Consider the following 20,436-nt stretch of genomic DNA (forward strand, 5'->3'; position numbering starts at 1 on the left):
AGGGTTGTGGAGAACTCGGATCGTTCTCCACAGCTTCTGCTCGGTCGGCTCGCTCGCACCGGGCCGACATAAGCTGGAAGCATGGATCAAGGAGTCTTCCCCGCTGTGCGACCCCGTCGCCTCCGCAGCACGCCGGCCATGCGCCGGCTCGTCGCGGAGACGCGCATCGACCCGGCGCAGCTCGTGCTGCCGCTCTTCGTGCGCGACGACATCGTCGAGCCCATGCCCCTGCAGTCCATGCCCGGCGTGGTGCAGCACACGTTCGACAGCCTCAAGGGCGCGGTCACGGAGGCCGCGGAGGTCGGCCTCGGCGGGGTCATGCTCTTCGGCGTGCCCGCCGATTCGGCGAAGGACGCCTCGGGCAGTGCCGCCACCGATCCCGACGGCGTGCTCAACGCCGCGACCCGCCTCGTCGCCGCCGAGGTGGGAGAGGCCCTCGTGGTGCAGACCGACCTCTGCCTCGACGAGTTCACCGACCACGGGCACTGCGGCGTGCTCGCGCCCGACGGCTCCGTCGACAACGACGCGACGCTCGTGCGCTACCGCGACATGGCGGTCGAGCAGGCGCGCGCCGGCTCGGCGCTCCTCGGGCTCTCCGGGATGATGGACGGCCAGGTGGCGGCGGTGCGTGCCGCCCTCGACGCCGACGGCTTCGAGCACGTCGCGGTCCTCGCCTATGCGGCGAAGTACGCCTCGGCGTTCTACGGACCGTTCCGGGAGGCGGTGGGGTCGACCCTCCGCGGCGACCGCAAGACCTACCAGCTCGATCCGGCGAACGGTCGCGAGGGGGTCCGCGAAGCACTCCTCGACGTGGCGGAGGGCGCCGACGTGGTGATGGTCAAGCCCGCGCTGAGCTACCTCGATCTCGTGGCCGAGGTCTCCGCCGCGGTCTCCGTGCCCACCTGGGCCTACCAGGTGTCGGGGGAGTACGCCATGATCGAGGCGGCCGCCGCGAACGGCTGGATCGACCGCGACCGCGCGATCCTGGAGTCCCTCACGAGCATCCGCCGGGCCGGTGCCGAGGCCGTGCTCACCTACTGGGCGGTCGAGGTCGCCCGAACGCTGAAGGGTCTGTGATGTCCGCCACCACCAACGCCGCCGAGTTCGAGCGCGCCCAGCGCTCCATCCCCGGTGGGGTCAACTCGCCCGTGCGCGCCTTCCGCTCGGTGGGCGGCGTTCCGCGCTTCCTCGTCTCCGCACGTGGTCCCTACGTCACCGACTCCGAAGGCGTGGAGTACGTCGATCTCGTGAGCTCGTGGGGCCCTGCCATCCTCGGCCACGCGCATCCACAGGTCGTCGAGGCCGTGCAGAAGGCGGCAGCGCACGGCCTCAGCTTCGGCGCCACCACGCCGGCCGAGACCGACCTCGCCGAGCTCGTGCGCGAGCGCGTGCAGGCGGGCGGCGTGCACCCCATCGAGAAGCTCCGGCTGGTGTCCACCGGCACCGAGGCCACCATGACGGCCATCCGGCTCGCTCGGGGCTTCACGGGCCGGGACGTGCTGATCAAGTTCGCGGGCCACTACCACGGGCACTCCGACTCCCTGCTGGCCGAGGCGGGCTCGGGACTCGCCACGCTCGCCCTCCCCGCCTCCGCCGGAGTCCCCGCCGCGACAGCGGCGCTCACGATCGTGGTGCCCTACAACGACCTCGACGCCGTGCGCGAGGTCTTCCGGCTGCGTGGCGGCGAGATCGCGGCGATCATCGTCGAGGCGGCGCCGGCCAACATGGGGATCGTGCCGCCGGCCGAGGGGTTCAACGCCGCGCTGGCCGACATCGCCCACGCGCACGGATCGCTCCTCATCGTCGACGAGGTGCTCACGGGCTTCCGGGTGGGCGCTGCGGGCTGGTGGGGCCTCGAGAACGCGGGCCGGCCGGTGGCCGAGGTGCACCAGGATGCGCCGGACGCGCACCAGGTGCCCGCCTACGTGCCCGACCTCATCACCTTCGGCAAGGTCATCGGCGGCGGCATGCCGCTCGCGGCGCTCGGCGGTCGCGCCGACGTGATGGACCACCTCGCCCCCCTCGGGCCCGTCTACCAGGCCGGCACGCTCTCGGGGAACCCGATCGCGGTGGCCGCCGGCCTCACCACGCTCCGGCTCGCGGATGCCGCGGTGTACGACGCGCTCGACGCCACGGCCCGCACCGTCTCCGCGGCCGTCTCGGAGGCGCTCGCCGAGGCGGGCGTCGCCCACAGCGTCCAGCGGGCGGGCAACCTCTTCAGCTTCACCTTCGGCAGTGAGGCGGCCCCCCGTGACTACGCCGACGTGCAGGCGCAGCAGGGCTATCGCTATGGGCCGTTCTTCCACGCCATGCTCGATGCGGGGGTCTCGCTGCCACCGTCGGTCTACGAGGCGTGGTTCGTCTCCGCAGCCCACGACGAGGCGGCCATCGACCGCATCATCGCGGCGCTCCCGGCGGCGGCGCGGGCCGCGGCCGGGGCCTCCCGACCGGCGTGATCCTGCGGTTTGTGGGGGCTGGATTCCTGAATCGTTATATATCCCCCGGGCCAATCCTGCCGTTCTTCAGGCAAGCCACGGCAGGATAGGAGCATGGCCGTTCTCTTCGTCCACACCGATCGCCTCGAGATCCGTCTGACGCGGGCCGAGAAGATGCTGTCCTTCCGACGCACCGACATCGTGGTGCCGCTCGAGAGCATCCGCTCCGCCGCGCTGACCGACGATCCGTGGGTGTGGGTGCGAGGCATCCGTGCTCCGGGCGCGGCCGTACCGCTCACCCTCGCCGTGGGCACGTGGAAGTTCCACGACGGTAAGGACTTCCTGCTCGTCAAGGGCACCCGCACCTCGGTGGTGATCGATCTCGAGGATCAGGAGTTCTCGCGCATCATCGTGACGACCTCGCACTCCGTGCAGCTCCTGCGCGCGCTGCGGCTGCCGCCGCTCGAGGGCACCCAGATCATCGAATAGCAGCGGACGCCTCCGGCCGGATCGCAGAGCAGCGGCTGGACGTCAGAGCGCCGGGTCGACCACGGTGCGCCCCCGCACGCCGCCCTCGAGGATGCGCCCGGCCACCTCGACGACCGACCCGAAGCCGACGACCTCGGTGAGCGAGTCCAGCGCGGCCGTGTCGAGCTCGTCGGCCAGCGCCGCCCACGCGCGTTCGCGCAGCGCGAGCGGAGCCTCGACCGAGTTGGCCCCGGTCAGCGTCACCGACCGGAGGATGAAGGGCATGACCGTCGTGGGCAGGTCGGGCCCCTGGGCCAGGCCGCAGGCCACGACCGTGCCTCCGTAGCGGGTCTGCGCCAGGATGTTCGCGAGGGTGTGGGAGCCGACCGAGTCCACGGCGCCCGCCCAAGCCTGGCTCTGCAGGGGCTTTCCGGGCGAGGAGAGCTCCGAGCGGTCGATCACCCGCGAGGCGCCGAGCCCGCGCAGGTAGTCGCCCTGCTCCGAGACCCGGCCGCTCGAGGCCACCACGGAGAACCCGCGGCCTGCGAGCAGCGAGATCGCGAGGGAGCCGACACCGCCGGCGGCCCCGGTGACGAGCACCTCGCCGGACTCCGGTGCGACACCCGCGTCGGTGAGTGCGAGCACGGCGAGCATGGCCGTGAACCCGGCGGTGCCGACCGCGGCGGCGCGCTGTGGTGACAGAGCCTCGGGCAGCGGGATGAGCGCATCCGGTCGCACCCGAGCCCTCGTGGAGAGACCGCCGTGACGGGACTCACCGATGCCGTCGCCGTTCAGGAGCACGAGCTGACCCACGGAGAAGCGGTCGGACCGGCTGGCGGAGACGCGGCCGACCACGTCGATCCCGGGGATCAGGGGCCACTCCCGCACGACTCCCGGGCGACCGAGGAGAGCCAGGCCGTCTTTGTAGTTGATGCTCGAGAACAGCACGTCGAGGTCGACCGCCTGGTCACCACCCGTGCCCTCGAAGAACTCCTCGTCGTCGATCTCGAGGAGCCGGGCCGGCGCACCCTTCTCGGTGGTCACGAAAGCCTGGGTCACGAGTCCTCCTCCGCCGGTGGGATGCCGCGCACCGGCACCCGACCAACGCTACTCCGGCGCTCCGGCGAACGTCAGGAGACGTCGCGCCGCCAGCTGGTGAAGAACCCGATGAGCGTGGCGATCGCCGCGTACGCCACGAGGACGAGGCCGCCCTGCCACCAGTCGAGGCCGGCCGAGCCGCCGGACATCGCCGTGTAGATGCTGGCGCCGACGAGTGCGTCGCTCGCCGCTCCCGGAAGGAACTGCGCCACCTGCGCCGACCAGTCGGTGAAGCTCGCAGCGAGCCTCAGCAGCGGTTCGACGAACTGCGTGAACGCCAGCACGATCACGATGGCGGCGACCTGGCTCGGCACGAGAACGCCGAGGCCGACGCCGATGGCCGACCAGAGCGCCATGGCCAGGATCGAGCGACCGACGAAGGCCCAGGTGTCGGGCTCGCCGAGCAGTGGGTCGATCCCGAACGCGGCCAGGAGCGAGGCGCCGAGCCCGATGGAGGCGATCAGGGCGACGACTCCGAAGACGGCGCCGACGACCAGGAGTGTCGTGGCCTTGCCGCCCAGCACGATTCCGCGGCGCGGATTGGCCAGGAAGGTCGGCGTGAGCGACTGGAACCGGAACTCGCTCGTGACGGCGAGGGCCCCGAAGAGCACGGGGAAGACGTAGCCCACCGACGTGGCGAAGCTGTACACGAGCAGCGGAAGCTGGGCCTCGGGGATGGCCGGCCCGTTCGCGCCGCCGCCGAGGCCGCCGAGGATGGCCGCCATGCCACCCGCGCAGAGCGCGACGTACGCCGCCATGATGACCAGGAGCACCCACCACAGTCGGGTGGTGCGCACCTTCGTGAACTCGGAGCGCACGGCGCCCAGGTATCCCGCGCTCACAGCGATCCCTCCTCGCCGACGAGGGTGAGGAAGCTCTCCTCGAGTCCCGTCCGCTTCTGCGACAACCCCGTGAGCGGGATGCCGGCCTCGAAGGCCAGCCGTCCGATCGTGGCGGCGTCGGCGTTCTCGACCAGCACTCCCGAGCGGAGGTTCGACACCTGGTAGCCGGCGTCGACGAGCACGGCGGCGAGTCGGTCGCGATCCTCGGCGTTGACCTGCACCTGCTTGGTGTCGGAGGTGTCGAGGCTCGAGAGCTCCCCGCGGTGCACGAGGGTGCCGTGGGAGATGATGATGACGTCGTCGACCGTCTGTTGCACCTCGCTCAGCAGGTGCGAGCTGATCAGCACCGTGCGGCCCTCGGCGGCCATGGCGCGAAGGAGCAGGCGGATCCACTTGATGCCCTCGGGATCGAGGCCGTTGATCGGCTCGTCGAGCACGAGCACACCCGGGTCGCCGAGCAGGGCGAAGGCGAGACCGAGACGCTGCCGCATGCCGAGCGAGTAGCCGCCGACCCTGCGGTCTCCGTAGCCGGACAGGCCCACCTTCTCGAGTGCGGCATCCGGTGCCGTCTTCGGCAGCCCCGCCGACTGCGCGTAGACCGCGAGGTGGTTGCGGGCGCTCCGCCCGGGGTGGAAGCTCGCGGCCTCGAGCGATGCTCCGACGGTCTGGAGGGGTGAGTCGAGCTTGGCGTAGGCGGTGCCCCCGAACGTGGCCGTTCCCGAGGTCGGGCGCACGAGCCCGAGCAGCATGCGGAGCGACGTGGTCTTGCCGGCGCCGTTGGGCCCGAGGAAGCCCGTGACCTGGCCGGGCTCGACCGTGAAGGTGAGGTCCGAGACCGCGCTCACCTGGCCGAACGTCTTCGTCAAACCGGAGAATTCGATTGGTACGCCAGTGGGCATCGATGTGGTCCTGTCGGTGTCCGGGGCGGGCCCGCAGTTCGCGGCCGCCCTTCAACCCTAGAGGTGGCGGCTCGGGGTTGTCACAGCATTGCCGCAATCCTGAGAGAATCCCTCTGAGGGAAGGATGCGTGTGACCGAGGAGCTCGAAGACGCCGGTCTCGTCGAGCACATCCGGCGTCGCACGCTCCGGGGCTCGGTGGGCCTCGTGGTCGACAGCCTGTTCTTTCTCTTCGGCACGCTCTCGATCGGCTGGCTCGCCTTTCTCGTGGCCACGGAGTCGTTCGCGAAGGGCTGGGGCCAGCTCTGGTTCCTCCTCGTGTTCTGGGTGGTGGTGGCCTACCTCCTGCTGCCGCGCGTGCACAGCATCCTCACCCTCTTCTACGTGCCCGACTACTTCATCGGCCGCGCGAAGACCAGGGAGGGCCTGCTCGGCGACCCCGTGAACGTGGCGCTGCGGGGCACGGAGCAGCAGGTGCACGCCGCGATGCTCGCCGCGGGCTGGCACCAGGCCGACGACATGGGGCTCACCTCGGCCCTCCGCACCGTGCGGGGAACGCTGCTGCGCCGGAGCTACCCGGGTGCCCCCGTCTCGCGGCTCTACCTGTTCGGCACCGTGCAGGACTTCACCTACCAGCAGGAGGTCTCGGGGAACCCCTCGAAGCGGCACCACGTGCGCTTCTGGCGCTGCCCGCCGGGGTGGCTGCTGCCCGGCGGTCACCAGGCCGACTGGCTGGCGGCCGGCACCTACGACCGCAGCATCGGCATCTCGTTCTTCACGCTGCAGGTGACGCACCGCATCGACAAGGAGACCGACAAGGAACGCGACCACATCGTGGCCTCGCTCGCCGAGGGCAACCCCGAGGCCACGGTGGAGCTCATCCGCAACTTCTCGACCGGCTACCACCACGTGAACGGCGGCGGAGACGCGATCGTGACCGACGGCGACCTGCCCGTGGTCGATCTGCGGGGGGTGCCCGCCCCCGATCCGGATGCACCCGGCGGTCTCGAGGCATCCCTGCCGGAAGCCGAGCGGCCGATCGCGCCGACGCCGTCGGCCGTGTTCTCCGAGCAGCCGATCAAGAGCGTGCGGCGACCCGCGTCGCTCTACCTGGGCGTGCTCCTGATGGCCCTGCGGGTGCTCGCGGCCCTCGCGGCGGCGGTGGTCGTGGCGTTCTCGATCGGCGACGGAGAACTCGACTTCCGCGGCGTCACAGGAGCGCTCACCCCGGACGACACGCTCTTCCTCACCTCCCTCGTGGCGGCGCTGTTCGTGACCATCGCGCTGCTGATCGCCGCGCTGTACTCGGTGCTCGCCTACCTCATCTACCACGGGCACAACTGGGCGCGGTTCACGGCCATGGGGCTGAGCTCGGCCGCCATCCTCATCACCGCCCTCGACTTCGTGAACGGCGGGCCGCAGATCACCCTCGAGACCAACCTCGTCGGACTCTCGTTCGACGTGCTCGTGCTGCTCGCCCTCTCGGGCACGGATGCGCGCAGCTTCTCGCACCGCCGGGCCCTCGAGCGGCGTGCGGCGCGAGCGGAGCGGAAGGCGGCGCGCACTCCCGCGGCCCGGAGCGCGGCGGCCTGAACCCCAGGCCCGCTCAGCTGGTGGTGGGCGTGTCACGAGGGAGTCCGGCTCCCGCATAGAGGGCGAGCGCCGATTCCTGGAGTGCGGCGAGGGCGACCCGCTGCGGCCACGGCCCGTAGGAGATGCGAGCGATGCCCAGATGCTCGTAGCGCGCCGCCGTGGGACCGCCCGGGGTGCCCAGCACGCTGACCCTCAGGTGTCCGATCCCCTCGACGAGCCGCTCCGCCGTGGCCTCGTCGACGGCGCCGGGCACGAACACGCAGGCCGCGCCCGCGTCGAGGTAGGCGCGCCCGCGCTCGATCGCATCCTCCACCGCCTCGTTCCACCCCGGCCCGGTGGCGTCGCGGGTGAGCAGCGCGTCGGTGCGTGCGTTGAGCACGAAGCGAACCCCCTCCTGCTCGGCCGCCTTCACCACCTCGGCGACGTTCTCGACCGATTCGATGTGAGGGCGCATCCGGTCTTCGATGTTCGCCCCCACGACGCCCACCCCGATGGCACGCCGGACGATCTCGCCCGGGTCGCCGTAGCCGGCCTCGAGATCGGCGGTCACGGGCAGGGAGGTGGCGAGGGCGATGCGGCCCACCGCGTCGAGCATGAGGTCGGGCGGGATGCGCTCGCCGTCCTCGTAGCCGAAAGCCGCCGCGATGGCGTGGCTCGCCGTGGCGAGCGCCTTGGTCTCGGGGAGGTCGGCGACCACGAGCGCACTCGCGACATCCCACACGTTCACGAGCGTGAGGATCTCGGGGGCGTGATGCAGGCTCAGCAGGGCATCGGCCCGGTCGTGGATGAGCTCGTGGCTCGGGTGCGCGAGCTGAGGGTCGTACGCGTCGGGGGCGTCGGGGGAGTCGGGGGTGCTGCTGTCGGTCTCGCTCATGGCCAGAGCCTACGGCGAGGCGTCAGGAGTGCGCGGGGCAGAACTCCGAACTGTTGACGGCGATCCCGTCGGTGACGGATGTGCAGGAATCGCAGAGCACGAGCTGCGAGCGGCACGAGGGGTCGGCGCAGTTCTGGAGGCGTGAGCTGGCGGCGCCGCACGAGACGCACTCGCCGATCACCGCGGCATCGGGCGAGAACTCGACCGAGCCGCGGCGGTCGAAGACGTAGAGGGCGCCCTCCCAGAGTCCCTTGTCGCCGAAGGCCTCGCCGTAGCGGACGATGCCGCCCTCGAGCTGGTAGACCTCGGAGAACCCGCGGGCCACCATGAGGGAGGAGAGCACCTCGCACCGGATGCCGCCGGTGCAGTAGGTGACCACGGGCTGCGACTTGAGATGGTCGTAGCGGCCGCTGTCGAGCTCGGCCACGAAGTCGCGCGTGGTGGCGACATCGGGCACGACAGCGCCCTTGAAGCGGCCGATCGAGGCCTCGAAGGCGTTGCGACCGTCGAAGAACACGACCTCCTCGCCCGCGGCGGCGCGCTCGTCGACGAGCGAGTGCAGGGCGGCGGGGTCGAGCCTCGTCCCGCCCCCCACGACGCCCCTCTCATCGACCTCCAGCTCATCCGGCGCACCGAAGCTCACGATCTCGTCGCGCACCTTGACGCTCAGGCGCGGGAAGTCGGTGCTCGCCCGGTAGACGGTGTGCTTGGACGCCGGGCCCTGCTCGAGGCCCGAGCCCTCGCTCCACTTCACGTCGAGATCGCGGAACGGCGCGAACTCGCGGGTCTTCCGCACGTAGCGCTTCACCGCGTCGAGCTCACCGCCGAGCGTGCCGTTGATGCCCTGGGGCGAGATCAGCAGGCGACCGCGGAGGCCCAGCGACTCGGCCAGGTCGCGCTGCCAGAGCCGCACCGCCTCCGGGTCCGGGATCGGCGCGAAGACGTAGTAGAGGATGATCTTCGGAACGGCCACCCGGCGATTGTAGTTGTAGATCTCGCACAGTGATCCCGGTCGCCTCGGGTGCCGACCCTACGATCGTGCCGTGCACTTCTTCTTCCGGACCCTGCTCCAGACCCTCCTCGGCCGCTTCCGCTCCCCGCTCGGGGCATGGGACGTCGCCTCGACCCCGTTCCGCGTGCTGCCGACCGATCTCGACCTGCTGCGGCACATGAACAACGGGGTCTACCTCTCGGTGCTCGACCTCGCGCGGGTCGACCTCATGCAGCGGAGCGGGCTGTACACGACGTTCACCAAACTCGGCTGGTACCCGGTGGTGGTGGCCGAGACGATCAGCTTCCGGCGGTCGCTCGAGCTGTGGCAGAAGTTCACCGTCGAGACGCGACTGCTCGGCTTCGACGAGAAGGCCTGCTTCGTGGAGCAGCGCTTCGTGGTGGACGGGCAGATCTGTGCCCGCGCGTACGTGAGGGCGCGGTTCCTCAAGCGCTCGGGGGGAGTGGTGACGGTGGACGAGATGCGGTCGCTCGCCGGGGACGCGCCGGACGACGGGCGGATGCCGGAGTGGGTGCGGGCGTGGGGCTCCTCGTCGGAGCTGCCGCCGAGGAAGACGGCCACGCCGAGCGAGTGGAGCTGACGGGACGCGTCGAGGCGCCGCCGACGGCCGCGGCCCGTGTCAGGGGTCGCGCCGTCGACGGCCGCGGTCGGTGTCAGGCGTCGAGGTCGTCTTCGAGCACGGCCATCGCAGCGCTGTGACCGCCGAGGCCCGAGACGGCGCCCCCGCGCCGTGAGCCGGAGCCGCAGACGAGGATCCGCGGATGCCTCGTGGCCACTCCCCAGCGTTCGGCTGGCGTGGTCAGCGGGGCGTCGTCGTCGACGAAGGGCCAGCTGAGCGGGCCGTGGAAGATGTGGCCGCCCGGCAGCCCCAGGGTGGCCTCGAGGTCTGCGGTGGTCTTGGTCTCGATGCACGGCCGGCCCTGCGCATCCGTGAGGATGAGGCTCTCGATCGGCTCGGCCAGCACGCTGTCGAGCGAATCGAGCACCGCGCGCTCGAGGTCGGCGGCACTCGCGCCCAGCCGGTGCGGGGCATGCAGGCCGAAGACCGTGAGGGTGTGGGCGCCCTGCTCGCGGAGCCCGGGCGAGAGGATGCTCGGGTCGGTGAGCGAGTGGCAGTAGATCTCCGCGGGCAGTGGCTGGGGGATCCGGCCGGCGCTCGCCGCCTCGTGCGCGTGCTCGAGCTGGGAGGCGAGCTCGTTGATGTGGAACGTGCCCCCGAAAGCGGCCTCGGGCACGATCTCGGGATCACGCAGCCGGGGGAGGCCGGAGAGCAGGAGGTTCACCTTCACCTGGGCGCCCTCCGGAGCAGCCGACCGGCCGGGCTGTTCTCCGAGCAGGCGGTCGAGCACCACGGGAGCGACGTTCGCGAGGATGCGACGGGCCCTCAGGGTGCGGATGCCGCCCTCGCCGTCGACCGCGCGGCACTCCACCTCGCCCTCCGGGGTGACCGAGACGACCTCGGTGCCCGTGCGGAGAACTGCTCCCGCCGTGCGTGCTGCCCGGGCGAGTTCGCCCGTGACCGCGCCCATGCCTCCCACCGGCACGTCCCAGTCGCCCGTGCCGCCGCCGATCACGTGATAGAGGAAGCAGATGTTCTGGGCGAGGTCGGCATCGTCGAGCGACGCGAAGGTGCCGATCAGGGCGTCGGTGGCGACGACCCCGCGCACGATGTCGCTGTCGAAGCGCTCCCGGATGACCTCGCCGAGCGGTCGCTCGATGTACGCCTGCCAGAGAGCGTCGTCGCCGAGCAGACGCTTCGCCTCGGATCGGGTGATGAGCGGGTCGGTGAGCCCGGGCCAGAACGCGGCGGCGAGCCTGGCGAGATCGGCGGAGAAGCCGTCGAACGCCGCCGCATCGCTCTCGGCGCCGACAGCCGCGAACGAGGCGCGAGTGGCCTCCGGGTCGTCGTTGTCGATGAGGAGACCGCGGTCGGTGCCGGGGAGTGGGGTGTAGGACGAGTAGCGACGACGGAGTAGCTCGATGTCGAGGCCGAGCTCGTCGATGATCTTCTGCGGCAGCAGGCTCACGAGGTAGGAGTAGCGCGACAGCTTCGCCTCCATGCCCTCGAAGGCATACGACGAGACGGCTGCGCCGCCCAGCTCGTCGAGCCGTTCGAGCACGCAAACCGACCGACCGGCCTGCGCCAGGTAGGCCGCGGCGACGAGGCCGTTGTGTCCTCCACCGATGACGACGACGTCGAAGTCCTCCACAGACTGCATGCCTTGAGCCTAACGGCGCGACCCACGATCTATTGTCGAAGCATGACCGACCCCCACCTGTCTCCAGCGGCCGCCGACCTCGGCGAGCGGGCTGTGGAGCTCGCCCGGCACTGGCTCGACGCGAGCCGCGACGCCCCGGTCGACCCGTCGGCCGCACGCCTGGCCGGTGTGCTGAAGGATCCGGACGGCCTGGCGTTCACGGTCGGCTTCGTCGACGGCGTAGCGCGGCCCGAAGACCAGGGGGTGGCGGCCAAGAACCTGGCTCAGCTCGCCAAGCGCGTGCCGGGCTTCCTGCCGCGGCATCTGCGAGCCGCCATCTCGGCCGGCGGCGTGGTGGGGGAGGCGCTTCCCGGAGTGGTCGTGCCGATCGCCCGCAGGGTGCTCCGCGAGATGGCCGGCCACCTCGTGATCGATGCGCGGCCGGCCAAGTTCTCGGCCGCCATGGAGAAGCTCCGCTCCGAGGGCACTCGGCTGAACATCAACCTCCTCGGCGAGGCGGTGCTGGGCGACAAGGAGGCTGCCAGGCGACTCGAGGGCACGAAGCGGCTGCTGCAGCGGGATGACGTCGACTACGTCTCGGTGAAGGTGTCGTCGATCGCGAGCGGGCTCACGATGTGGGGGTTCGACCAGAGCGTGGAGCGGGTCGCGCAGCTGCTCCTGCCCCTCTACCGGCTCGCGGCTCGCAAGGGGCCGTTGGGCGATCTCGGTGATCTCGGTGACCCGGGTGATCCGGGTGATCCGGCGGCCGATGCCGGAGACGCCGCGGCTCCGGCTCCGGCTCCCGCCTCGGGCACCTCGCCGCGCCGCAAGTTCGTGAACCTCGACATGGAGGAGTACCGCGACCTGGATCTCACGATCGCCGTGTTCCAGCGGGTGCTCGACGAGCCCGAACTGCTCGATTTCGAGGCCGGGATCGTGCTGCAGGCGTATCTGCCCGATGCCCTCGGTGCTCTGGAGCGCCTGCACACCTGGGCTGCGGATCGGCGCGCCCGGGGCGGTGCTCCCATCAAAGTGCGGGTCGTCAAGGGAGCGAACCTCGCCCTGGAGCACGTCGATGCCGCTCTGCACGACTGGCCGCTCGCCACCTACGGCACCAAGCAGGAGACCGACACCAACTACAAGCGGGTGCTCGAGTGGGCACTGCGACCGGAGCACACCGACGCGGTGCGCATCGGGGTGGCCGGTCACAACCTGTTCGACCTGGCGTGGGCGTGGCTGCTCGCCACCGAGCGAGGCGTCACTGAGGCGGTCGACGTCGAGATGCTGCTCGGGATGGCCTCGGCGCAGGCGGATGCGGTGCGCGAGACGGTGGGCTCGCTGCTGCTCTACACGCCGGTGGTGGAGCCGGCCGAGTTCGACGCCGCCATCGGCTACCTGGTGCGCCGGCTCGAGGAGAACGCGAGCGACGCGAACTTCATGTCGTCACTGTTCGACCTCGCCACCGACCCGCAGGCGTTCGAGCGGGAGCGCGACCGGTTCCTCGCGTCGCTCCGGGCGCTCGAGCCGTCCGACGCCGGTGAACCCGTCCCCATCCCTTCTCCGAACCGCACGCAGGATCGCTCGCGCGCCGAGCTCGAACCCGCGGGCGGCGGGTTCTCCAATGCGCCGGACACCGATCCGTCCCTCCCGGCCAACCGGCAGTGGGCCGAGCGCATCCTGGCGCGGGTGCCCGGATCGACCCTCGGGGTGCAGACCATCGCCGACGTCGAGGTGACCGAGCGGGCCACTCTCGACGAGCTCATCGACACGGCCGTCGCGGCAGGCGAGGCGTGGGGGGCGAGAAGCGCTCCGGATCGCGCCGGGTACGTGCGGCGGGCCGGTTACGCCCTGGAGGCCAACCGGGACCGGCTGATCGAGGTCATGGCCAGCGAGACCGGCAAGACCATCGACCAGGGCGACCCGGAGGTGAGCGAGGCCATCGACTTCGCGCGCTACTACGCGCACTGCGCGGTCGAGCTCGACGAAGTCGACGGAGCGGTCTTCGTGCCGTCGAAGCTCACCGTGGTGGTGCCGCCGTGGAACTTCCCGGTCGCGATCCCGGCGGGCGGGGTGCTCGCGGCGCTCGCGGCGGGCAGTGCGGTCATCATCAAGCCCGCGCCGCAGGCGAAGCGATCCGCGGCCGTGATGGTCGAGGCCCTCTGGGAGTCGGGGATCCCGCGCGACCTGCTCATCCTGATCGACGTCGAGGAGGGCGAACTGGGCCAGGCCCTGATCGCCGATCCTCGGGTCGACCGGGTCATCCTCACCGGCGCCTACGAGACGGCGGCGCTCTTCCGCTCCTGGCGCCCCGACCTGCCGCTGCTCGCCGAGACGAGCGGCAAGAACGCGATCGTGGTCACGCCGAGCGCCGACCTCGACCTGGCCGTCTCCGACATCGTGAAGAGCGCCTTCGGCCACGCCGGGCAGAAGTGCTCGGCCGCGAGTCTCGTCATCCTCGTGGGGTCGGTCGCGCACTCGAAGCGCTTCGCCCGTCAGCTCGTCGACGCTGTGCGCTCTCTTCGGGTGGGGCTGCCGGACGACCCGGCGGTGCAGATGGGCCCACTGATCGGGCCTGCCTCCGGCAAGCTGCTCGAGGCGCTCACCACGCTCGGATCCGGAGAGCGCTGGCTCGTGGAGCCCCGACCGCTTGACGAGACCGGCCGACTGTGGGCACCCGGGCTGAAGGAGGGTGTGCTGCCGGGCTCGGCCTTCCACCTGACCGAGTACTTCGGACCGGTGCTCGGCATCCTGCACGCCACGACCCTCGAGCAGGCCATCGAGTTGCAGAACGCCGTGCCGTTCGGTCTGACGGCGGGCATCCACTCCCTCGATCCGTCGGAGATCGAGCGGTGGCTCGCGACCGTGGAGGCCGGCAACGTCTACGTCAATCGCGGCATCACGGGCGCGATCGTGCGTCGGCAGCCGTTCGGCGGCTGGAAGAGGTCATCGGTGGGAGCGAGTGCGAAGGCCGGTGGGCCGAACCACCTCGTGCACCTGGGCTCCTGGCACAACGAGCCGGGTGAGCAGAGTGACGGCCTCAGCCTCGCCGGCCTCGACCCCCGGGTGGCCCAGCTGCTCGATTCGGCGACCGGGGGACTCGAGTGGAGCGACTTCGACGTGGCTCGCCGCGGTGCGAAGAGCGACCAGCTCGCCTGGGAGACCCACTTCGCGGCGCAGGACGTCTCGGGGCTCGGAGTCGAGCGCAACGTGCTGCGCTACCTGCCGGCCCACGTGGTGATCAGGCTGTCGGAGGGCCGGCCGCTGCACGAGCTCCTGCGGGTGCTCGCCGCGGCGACCCTCGCGCGGGCCACGGTGGTGGTGAGCTCGGCGGTCAAGCTGCCGCGGCCGCTCCGCGCCCTGCTCAAGGAGCGGCGCATCCGGGTGGTCATCGAGAAGGACGAGGCGTGGCTGGGACGCGCGCCGGAGTACCTGGGGAGCGGGTCGTCGGCGGGCGGGCGGGCGCAGACCGGCCAGGCCACCGGTGGGAGCACCGCGGGTGCGGGTGCGGGTGCGGGTGCCGGCGGGAGCACGGGCGCAGCGGCGGCCGTGGGGGCCGTGCCGCGCATCCGCCTTATCGGTGGTGACGCCTCGGCGCTCGCCGAGGCACTCGGCGGTTCGCCGGACATCGCGGTCTTCGCGGGAGAGGTCACCCGGGCGGGTCGCGTCGAGCTCCTGCCCTTCCTCCTGGAGCAGTCGATCAGCGCCACCGCGCACCGCTTCGGGAATCCGAGCGCCCTTCTCGACGACATCCTCCCGGCCCCGGCCGTCGACGTCGCGGCCCCTGAGCATCCGGAACCGGCGCGGGTGGAGTGATGTGCCGGCCGCTCTCAGGGGCGGTCGGTGCCGAGGGCCGCGGCCACGAGCGCCAGGGCGTCGGCCGCGGGGATACCGAGCGAAGCCGTGCGGTCGGCGTAGGCGCGGGCCGCGACCTGCGCCTCCCGCTCGGCGGGGGAGCCCGTGGCCGAGACGAACGAGCCGAGCCGGCCGCGGGTCTCGATCAGGCCATCGGTCTCGAGTTCGCGGTAGGCGCGGGCGACGGTGTTCGCGGACAGTCCGAGCTCGCCGGCCAGCGCCCGCACGGTCGGCAGCCGGGCGCCCGCTGCGAGCGAACCCGCCGCGACCGCATCCCGGATGCTCGTGCGCAGCTGCTCGAACGGCGGCACGCTCGACCGAGGGTCGACCTGCACCCCGAGGCCCGACGCGTCACTCATCGGCGGATGAGGTTCGACAGCACGATCGCGCTGCGGGTGTGGTCGACGTTCGGGGCGATGCGCACGCGCTCGAGGGCATCCTCGAGGCTCGGGATGTCGCGGGAGCGGATGTGCACGATGGCATCGGCGCTGCCCGTCACCGTTCCGGCATCGACCACCTCGGGCACCCCCGACAGGATGCGCTTGAGCTCCGCCGGAGCGACCGTGCCGCGGCAGAACAGCTCCACGTAGGCCTCGGTGACGGTGCCGTCGAGGGCCGGGTTCAGCTGGATCGTGAAGCCCGTGATGACGTTGTCGGCGACCAGCCGATCGATCCGCCTTTTCACCGCCGACGCCGAGAGGCCCACCACCTGGCCGATGTCACCGTACCCGCTCCGGGAGTTGATCTTGAGGAGGTCGATGATTCGGTGATCCAGTGCGTCCATCCCGCGATGCTACGACAGAATCGTGCGCGGACGCGCGAACTCCGCACCGAACCGGGTCTTCCGCGCCGGGAAACGGCGGAATCCTCGTGCGAGACTGGCTGAGGCGTGCCCCGTGCGGGGCCCGAGGACAGCGCGCTGGTCCGCCGTCGCCCCTCGCCCAGGAGACCGTATGCCGACCCCCACCCTGCACGACGCGCCGACCCCCACTGCACGACGCACCGAGCCCCGTCCCCGTCGGGGGCCCGCGCACCGCGACCCCCCGCCACTACCTCATGTGCCGCCCCGACCACTTCACGGTCGCCTACCGCATCAACCCGTGGATGGATCCGGCGGTCCCCACCGACACCGGCCTCGCCGTGCGGCAATGGCAGACCCTCCACGACATCTACCGCGAGCTCGGCCACGAGGTCGAGCTCATCGACCAGGTCCCCGACCTCCCCGACATGGTCTACACCGCCAACGGCGCCTTCGTGATCGACGGCATCGCCTACGGCGCCCGCTTCACCCACGAGCAGCGCGCGGCGGAGGGACCGGCCTTCATGGAGTGGTTCGGCGAGCGGGGTTACCGCGTGGTCGATCCCGCGAACACGAACGAGGGCGAGGGCGACTTCCTGCTCGTGGGTGAGCGGATCCTCGCCGGCACCGGTTTCCGGAGCGCCACCGGCAGCCACGCCGAGGTGGCCGCACTGTTCGGCCGCGAGGTGGTGAGTCTCACGCTCGTGAACCCCAGCTTCTACCACCTCGACACGGCCATCTCGGTGCTCGATCCGCTCACCGACGACGCCGGCGCGAACATCGCCTACCTGCCCAGCGCCTTCGACGAGGCGAGCCGCTCCACCCTCGAGCGGCTCTACCCGCAGGCGATCATCGTCAGCGAGGAGGACGGCGCCGTGCTCGGCCTCAACTCGATCTCCGACGGGCTCAACGTGGTCATCGCCGCGCGCGCCACCGGCTTCGAGCGCCAGCTGCGCGAGCGCGGCTACAACCCCATCGGCGTCGACCTCTCCGAGCTGCTGCTCGGAGGCGGCGGCGTGAAGTGCTGCACCCTGGAGCTCCGACGATGACGACCACCGCGAGTGCTGTCCAGCAGGTCGACGACCACGCCGCCCACAACTACCACCCCCTCCCGGTCGTGGTCGCCACGGGCGAGGGAGCCTGGGTCACCGACGTCGACGGCCGGCGCTACCTCGACTGCCTCGCCGCCTACTCGGCCGTGAACTTCGGCCACGGCCATCCGCTGCTCGTCGCCGCCGCGAAGGAGCAGCTCGACCGCATCACGCTCACGAGCCGCGCCTTCCACTCCGACCGCCTCGGCCCGTTCGTGGAGGAGCTCGCCGCCCTCGCCGGCAAGGAGATGGTGCTGCCCATGAACACCGGCGCCGAGGCCGTGGAGTCGGGCATCAAGCTCGCTCGCGCCTGGGGCTACCGGGTGAAGGGCGTGCCTGCCGGCACCGCGACCATCATCGTGGCCGACGGCAACTTCCACGGCCGCACCACGACCATCGTGAGCTTCTCGGACGACCCGACCGCCCGCGACGACTTCGGCCCCTTCACCCCGGGCTTCGTGCGCGTGCCCTACGGCGACGCCGCGGCGCTCGAGGCCGCGCTCGCCGAGCATCCGGCGACCGTGGCCGTGCTGCTCGAACCCATCCAGGGCGAGGCCGGCATCATCGTGCCGCCCGCCGACTACCTGCCCCGTGTGCGCGAGCTCTGCACGCAGCAGGGCGTGCTGTTCATCGCCGACGAGATCCAGTCGGGCCTCGGCCGCACCGGCGCCACCTTCGCGTGCGACCTCGTGGGCGTGGTCCCGGATGTCTACCTGCTCGGCAAGGCGCTCGGTGGCGGCATCGTCCCCGTCTCGGCGGTCGTGGCCGACCGCGACGTGCTCGGAGTGCTGCGGCCCGGGGAGCACGGCTCGACGTTCGGCGGCAACCCGCTCGCGGCATCCGTGGGTCTCGCGGTGGTGCGGATGCTCGCCACCGGCGAGTACCAGGAGCGGGCGGCCCGCCTCGGCGAGCACCTGCAGTCGCGACTGCGCGAACTCCGCGGCCGCGGCGTGGTCGCGGTGCGGGGGGCAGGGCTCTGGGCGGGCATCGACATCGATCCGGAGCTCGCGGATGGACGCCGCGTCTGCGAGCTGCTGATGGAGCGCGGCGTGCTCGCGAAGGACACCCACGGCTCCACGATCCGTCTCGCCCCGCCGATCGTGGTCGAGGCCCACGAGCTCGACCACGCCGTGGATCAGCTCGCGATCGTGCTCGAGGGGTTGCGTCTCCGCTGAGACGCTGCGCCGGATGCGCGCTGCGGCCGGCTGCACACGGGAGAGTGCACAGGCATGCATTCGGGGGAGGCGCCTCCGTGAGCCGAGTTATATTGGTACCGGAGGACGGTGACTGATGGCGATTGCGACTGAGGCAGGATCGCGCGTCGACAACGCGTACGAGTGGCTGCTGGCCGAGATCACCGGGTTCCGGCTGCGATCGGGTTCGCCGCTGTCGGAGAACCGGATCGCGACGCAGCTGGGCATCAGCCGCACGCCGGTGCGCGAGGCTCTGCAGCGGCTCGAGAAGGAGGGGCTGGTCAAGCGCACCGACAACGCGCGCTTCACGGTCTCGCAGCTCACCGCCAAAGAGGTCAACGACGCGTGCGACCTGCTCGAGGTGCTCGACTCGTACATCTGCCGGAAGGCGGCGTCGAAGCTGACGGACGAGGATGTCGCCGCGCTGCGGAAGCTCGTGGAGGACATGGCGTCGGCGGCGGCCTCGGAGGACCGGGCGGCGTGGTCGAACGCCGACATCCACTTCCATCGGCTCTGCAACTCGATCGCGGGCAATGCCCTCGTGGCGGAGACGGTGAAGGAGACGCGCCGGCGCATCCAGCGCTTCTGGCTGCGCGCCGCCTCGCTGCAGCACCGGCTGCAGGAGTGCTCGCGGGAGCACTACGTGCTCTCGGAGGCCATGATCGCGAAGGACTACGAGGCCATCGAGCCCGCGGTCAAGAAGCACATCGGCCACATGCGCCAGCGCATGCTCGACATGATCGCGGCCGCCGCCATCCTCCTCGGCGACGAGTAAGCCCCGCGCGGCGCCCGGCCCGCCGCCGGCCCGGCCCCCCACCCCACCCCACCCCACCCCTGCTTGCACTGAGTCGCGTCTAGGTGCTCTCATTTCGGGGATCGAGGGCGATTTGACGACACTTCGGCGCGACTCAGCGGGGTGGATCGGGGGCGGGGGCGGGGGCGGGTGCGGGATCGGGGGCGCGGGTGGTGAGCCAGTGGCGGAGCTGGAGGAGCATGTCGGCGGGAGCGGCCAGGTCGAGAGGGGTCGTGCGGAGGGTGACCCAGGCGGCGAAGTGGAGGTCGCGGGTGCGGGCGAGGTCGCGGCGCCACTGGTGGCGGTCGGTGCGGTGGTGGTCGCCCTCGTACTCGATGGCGATGCGGTGCTCGGGGTAGGCGAGGTCGACGCGGGCGATCTCGCGACCCTGCGCATCCTGCACCCGCACCTGGGGAGTCGGTGCCGGGAGCCCCGCCTCGATGAGGAGCACCCGCAGCAGTGACTCCGGCGGCGATTCGGCGAGGTCGGTGGACAGAGCCAGTGCGCGGAGGAGCGTCGGCCGCCCGCGGCGTCCGCGATGCCGCGAGACGCATTCGGCGAGCGAGCTGCGGGTCGCGAGTGGATCGCCGTGGAACAGCGCCCGGTCGGCGGCGGCGACCAGCTCGCCAAGGCTGAGAAGCGGCGCGAGGTCGCAGAGGGTGCGCTCGGGCGTGGTCACCCGGATGCCGACCGGGCTGTCTCGGGCATCGATCACGTCGATCGGATCGAGCGTGGCCTGATGCCCGAGGACACCCGCGGCGGTGGAGGCGCGCCGGGGCCCTGTGACGTGGAGCGACTCGCGCGTCACCTCCAGTCGCCGAGGAACGGGCATGCCGTGAAGGAGCGCGGCGGTGACGTGGCTGAACGCTGCATCCGGTGCCATCACGGTGGCGAACGCACGGCATCGAGCGGCCAGGTCACGGAGGCGGTCGGCGTCGGTCGCCCGCAGAAAGGCGTGCGACTCGACGCCGGAGCCCGACGGCGCCCGGTCGCCAGAAGCGATCGGGGGCGGGCCGGAATCGAGCACGCGGACACCGCGGAACGGGCGGCCCAGGTCGCCTCCTCGCAGGCGACCCCGCGACACGCCGACCTCTCGGGCGCGCTCGACCGAGAACTCCCTTCCGAGCTCGGGCAGCCCTCCCGCACGACGTGACATCCCGACATCCTGCCCCGTCAGGCGGCCTCCCCGCTCCCGTTCTCCACAGGCCCGCGTGAGTCGCGTCGAAGTGTCGTCATCGCCGCCCGAAAGCGGGGAATGGGGACACCTGGGCGCGACTCACGCGCCTGGGGA

Annotated in this window: 18 protein-coding genes; 9 read left to right on the forward strand and 9 right to left on the reverse strand. The window is 71.5% G+C overall.

The window, feature by feature from the left end; genetic code table 11:
- The first annotated feature begins 81 nt into the window (after window positions 1-81).
- From hemB to Q0D57_RS07845, 3 genes are all read left to right on the forward strand, one after another.
- Complete coding sequence (hemB, locus tag Q0D57_RS07835; RefSeq protein ID WP_291040865.1) at window positions 82-1,077, forward strand: porphobilinogen synthase; 996 nt, start codon at window positions 82-84, stop codon at window positions 1,075-1,077.
- The gene (locus Q0D57_RS07840; RefSeq protein ID WP_291040866.1) at window positions 1,077-2,456 is read left to right on the forward strand and encodes a glutamate-1-semialdehyde 2,1-aminomutase; all 1,380 of its coding nucleotides are present in this window, start codon (window positions 1,077-1,079) and stop codon (window positions 2,454-2,456) included. The genes hemB and Q0D57_RS07840 overlap by 1 nt, the downstream gene beginning before the upstream one ends.
- 93 nt (window positions 2,457-2,549) lie before the next feature.
- Window positions 2,550-2,924 carry a hypothetical protein gene (locus tag Q0D57_RS07845; RefSeq protein ID WP_291040869.1) on the forward strand — a complete coding sequence of 125 codons (375 nt, stop codon included), beginning with the start codon at window positions 2,550-2,552 and terminating at the stop codon, window positions 2,922-2,924.
- Window positions 2,925-2,966: 42 nt separating this feature from the next.
- Here Q0D57_RS07845 and Q0D57_RS07850 read toward each other — a convergent pair whose 3' ends face one another.
- The 3 genes from Q0D57_RS07850 to Q0D57_RS07860 all read right to left on the reverse strand — a co-directional run bounded on the left by Q0D57_RS07850 (window position 2,967) and on the right by Q0D57_RS07860 (window position 5,709).
- Window positions 2,967-3,908 (reverse strand): MDR family oxidoreductase, encoded by a 942-nt coding sequence (locus tag Q0D57_RS07850; protein ID WP_291040986.1) that lies wholly within the window; start codon window positions 3,906-3,908, stop codon window positions 2,967-2,969.
- Window positions 3,909-4,033: 125 nt separating this feature from the next.
- Window positions 4,034-4,843, reverse strand: a complete 810-nt coding sequence (locus Q0D57_RS07855) for an ABC transporter permease (RefSeq protein WP_291040872.1) — start codon at window positions 4,841-4,843, stop codon at window positions 4,034-4,036.
- Entirely contained in the window at window positions 4,840-5,709 is an 870-nt protein-coding gene (locus tag Q0D57_RS07860; protein WP_291040877.1) for an ATP-binding cassette domain-containing protein, read from the reverse strand. Before Q0D57_RS07860 ends, Q0D57_RS07855 begins: the two co-directional genes overlap by 4 nt.
- A gap of 163 nt (window positions 5,710-5,872) precedes the next feature.
- Between Q0D57_RS07860 and Q0D57_RS07865 the strand changes: the two genes are divergently transcribed.
- Window positions 5,873-7,333, forward strand: coding sequence for an LssY C-terminal domain-containing protein (locus Q0D57_RS07865; protein ID WP_291040883.1), 1,461 nt, complete (start codon window positions 5,873-5,875; stop codon window positions 7,331-7,333).
- 13 nt (window positions 7,334-7,346) lie between these two features.
- Here the strand turns inward: Q0D57_RS07865 and Q0D57_RS07870 are convergent, their stop codons facing one another.
- Both Q0D57_RS07870 and Q0D57_RS07875 read right to left on the reverse strand, forming a co-directional pair.
- On the reverse strand, window positions 7,347-8,207 hold the full coding sequence (locus Q0D57_RS07870) for an isocitrate lyase/phosphoenolpyruvate mutase family protein (protein ID WP_291040886.1): 861 nt from the start codon (window positions 8,205-8,207) through the stop codon (window positions 7,347-7,349).
- Window positions 8,208-8,229: 22 nt separating this feature from the next.
- Window positions 8,230-9,180, reverse strand: a complete 951-nt coding sequence (locus tag Q0D57_RS07875) for a rhodanese-related sulfurtransferase (protein WP_291040890.1) — start codon at window positions 9,178-9,180, stop codon at window positions 8,230-8,232.
- A 70-nt stretch (window positions 9,181-9,250) separates the two neighbouring features.
- On the opposite strand from Q0D57_RS07875, the gene Q0D57_RS07880 reads away from it, so the two are divergent.
- Window positions 9,251-9,799, forward strand: coding sequence for a thioesterase family protein (locus tag Q0D57_RS07880; RefSeq protein ID WP_291040892.1), 549 nt, complete (start codon window positions 9,251-9,253; stop codon window positions 9,797-9,799).
- 73 nt (window positions 9,800-9,872) lie between these two features.
- On the opposite strand, the gene Q0D57_RS07885 is transcribed toward Q0D57_RS07880, so the two are convergent.
- Window positions 9,873-11,438: an NAD(P)/FAD-dependent oxidoreductase gene (locus Q0D57_RS07885; RefSeq protein ID WP_291040897.1), complete on the reverse strand. Its 1,566-nt coding sequence runs from the start codon at window positions 11,436-11,438 to the stop codon at window positions 9,873-9,875.
- Between the two features lie 42 nt (window positions 11,439-11,480).
- Between Q0D57_RS07885 and Q0D57_RS07890 the strand changes: the two genes are divergently transcribed.
- Window positions 11,481-15,230, forward strand: a complete 3,750-nt coding sequence (locus tag Q0D57_RS07890; RefSeq protein WP_291040899.1) for a bifunctional proline dehydrogenase/L-glutamate gamma-semialdehyde dehydrogenase — start codon at window positions 11,481-11,483, stop codon at window positions 15,228-15,230.
- A 14-nt stretch (window positions 15,231-15,244) separates the two neighbouring features.
- Here the strand turns inward: Q0D57_RS07890 and Q0D57_RS07895 are convergent, their stop codons facing one another.
- Window positions 15,245-15,628 carry a GntR family transcriptional regulator gene (locus Q0D57_RS07895; protein WP_291040908.1) on the reverse strand — a complete coding sequence of 128 codons (384 nt, stop codon included), beginning with the start codon at window positions 15,626-15,628 and terminating at the stop codon, window positions 15,245-15,247.
- A complete protein-coding gene (locus Q0D57_RS07900; protein WP_173182027.1) occupies window positions 15,625-16,053 on the reverse strand; it encodes an Lrp/AsnC family transcriptional regulator in 429 nt (142 codons plus the stop codon). The genes Q0D57_RS07895 and Q0D57_RS07900 overlap by 4 nt, the downstream gene beginning before the upstream one ends.
- A 272-nt stretch (window positions 16,054-16,325) precedes the next feature.
- Between Q0D57_RS07900 and ddaH the strand changes: the two genes are divergently transcribed.
- From ddaH to Q0D57_RS07915, 3 genes are all read left to right on the forward strand, one after another.
- Window positions 16,326-17,117 carry a dimethylargininase gene (gene ddaH / locus Q0D57_RS07905; RefSeq protein ID WP_291040909.1) on the forward strand — a complete coding sequence of 264 codons (792 nt, stop codon included), beginning with the start codon at window positions 16,326-16,328 and terminating at the stop codon, window positions 17,115-17,117.
- The gene (gene rocD, locus Q0D57_RS07910; RefSeq protein WP_291040911.1) at window positions 17,114-18,334 is read left to right on the forward strand and encodes an ornithine--oxo-acid transaminase; all 1,221 of its coding nucleotides are present in this window, start codon (window positions 17,114-17,116) and stop codon (window positions 18,332-18,334) included. Before ddaH ends, rocD begins: the two co-directional genes overlap by 4 nt.
- A 115-nt stretch (window positions 18,335-18,449) precedes the next feature.
- Window positions 18,450-19,127 carry a GntR family transcriptional regulator gene (locus Q0D57_RS07915; protein ID WP_291040913.1) on the forward strand — a complete coding sequence of 226 codons (678 nt, stop codon included), beginning with the start codon at window positions 18,450-18,452 and terminating at the stop codon, window positions 19,125-19,127.
- Window positions 19,128-19,260: 133 nt separating this feature from the next.
- On the opposite strand, the gene Q0D57_RS07920 is transcribed toward Q0D57_RS07915, so the two are convergent.
- On the reverse strand, window positions 19,261-20,301 hold the full coding sequence (locus Q0D57_RS07920) for a hypothetical protein (RefSeq protein WP_291040916.1): 1,041 nt from the start codon (window positions 20,299-20,301) through the stop codon (window positions 19,261-19,263).
- Window positions 20,302-20,436: the final 135 nt, after the last annotated feature.

Source organism: Herbiconiux sp., from assembly GCF_023264895.1.
Taxonomy (GTDB): Bacteria; Actinomycetota; Actinomycetes; order Actinomycetales; family Microbacteriaceae; genus Herbiconiux.

Excerpts from the sequence above, each read along its gene's own strand:
- Q0D57_RS07845 (WP_291040869.1), top strand. The coding sequence starts at position 2,550 with ATGGCCGTTCTCTTCGTCCACACCGATCGCCTCGAGATCCGTCTGACG.
- rocD (WP_291040911.1), top strand. The coding sequence starts at position 17,114 with ATGACGACCACCGCGAGTGCTGTCCAGCAGGTCGACGACCACGCCGCC.
- Q0D57_RS07870 (WP_291040886.1), bottom strand. The coding sequence starts at position 8,207 with ATGAGCGAGACCGACAGCAGCACCCCCGACTCCCCCGACGCCCCCGAC.
- Q0D57_RS07920 (WP_291040916.1), bottom strand. The coding sequence starts at position 20,301 with ATGTCACGTCGTGCGGGAGGGCTGCCCGAGCTCGGAAGGGAGTTCTCG.
- Q0D57_RS07895 (WP_291040908.1), bottom strand. The coding sequence starts at position 15,628 with ATGAGTGACGCGTCGGGCCTCGGGGTGCAGGTCGACCCTCGGTCGAGC.
- Q0D57_RS07900 (WP_173182027.1), bottom strand. The coding sequence starts at position 16,053 with ATGGACGCACTGGATCACCGAATCATCGACCTCCTCAAGATCAACTCC.
- Q0D57_RS07915 (WP_291040913.1), top strand. The coding sequence starts at position 18,450 with ATGGCGATTGCGACTGAGGCAGGATCGCGCGTCGACAACGCGTACGAG.
- Q0D57_RS07840 (WP_291040866.1), top strand. The coding sequence starts at position 1,077 with ATGTCCGCCACCACCAACGCCGCCGAGTTCGAGCGCGCCCAGCGCTCC.
- Q0D57_RS07890 (WP_291040899.1), top strand. The coding sequence starts at position 11,481 with ATGACCGACCCCCACCTGTCTCCAGCGGCCGCCGACCTCGGCGAGCGG.
- Q0D57_RS07885 (WP_291040897.1), bottom strand. The coding sequence starts at position 11,438 with ATGCAGTCTGTGGAGGACTTCGACGTCGTCGTCATCGGTGGAGGACAC.
- ddaH (WP_291040909.1), top strand. The coding sequence starts at position 16,326 with ATGTGCCGCCCCGACCACTTCACGGTCGCCTACCGCATCAACCCGTGG.
- hemB (WP_291040865.1), top strand. The coding sequence starts at position 82 with ATGGATCAAGGAGTCTTCCCCGCTGTGCGACCCCGTCGCCTCCGCAGC.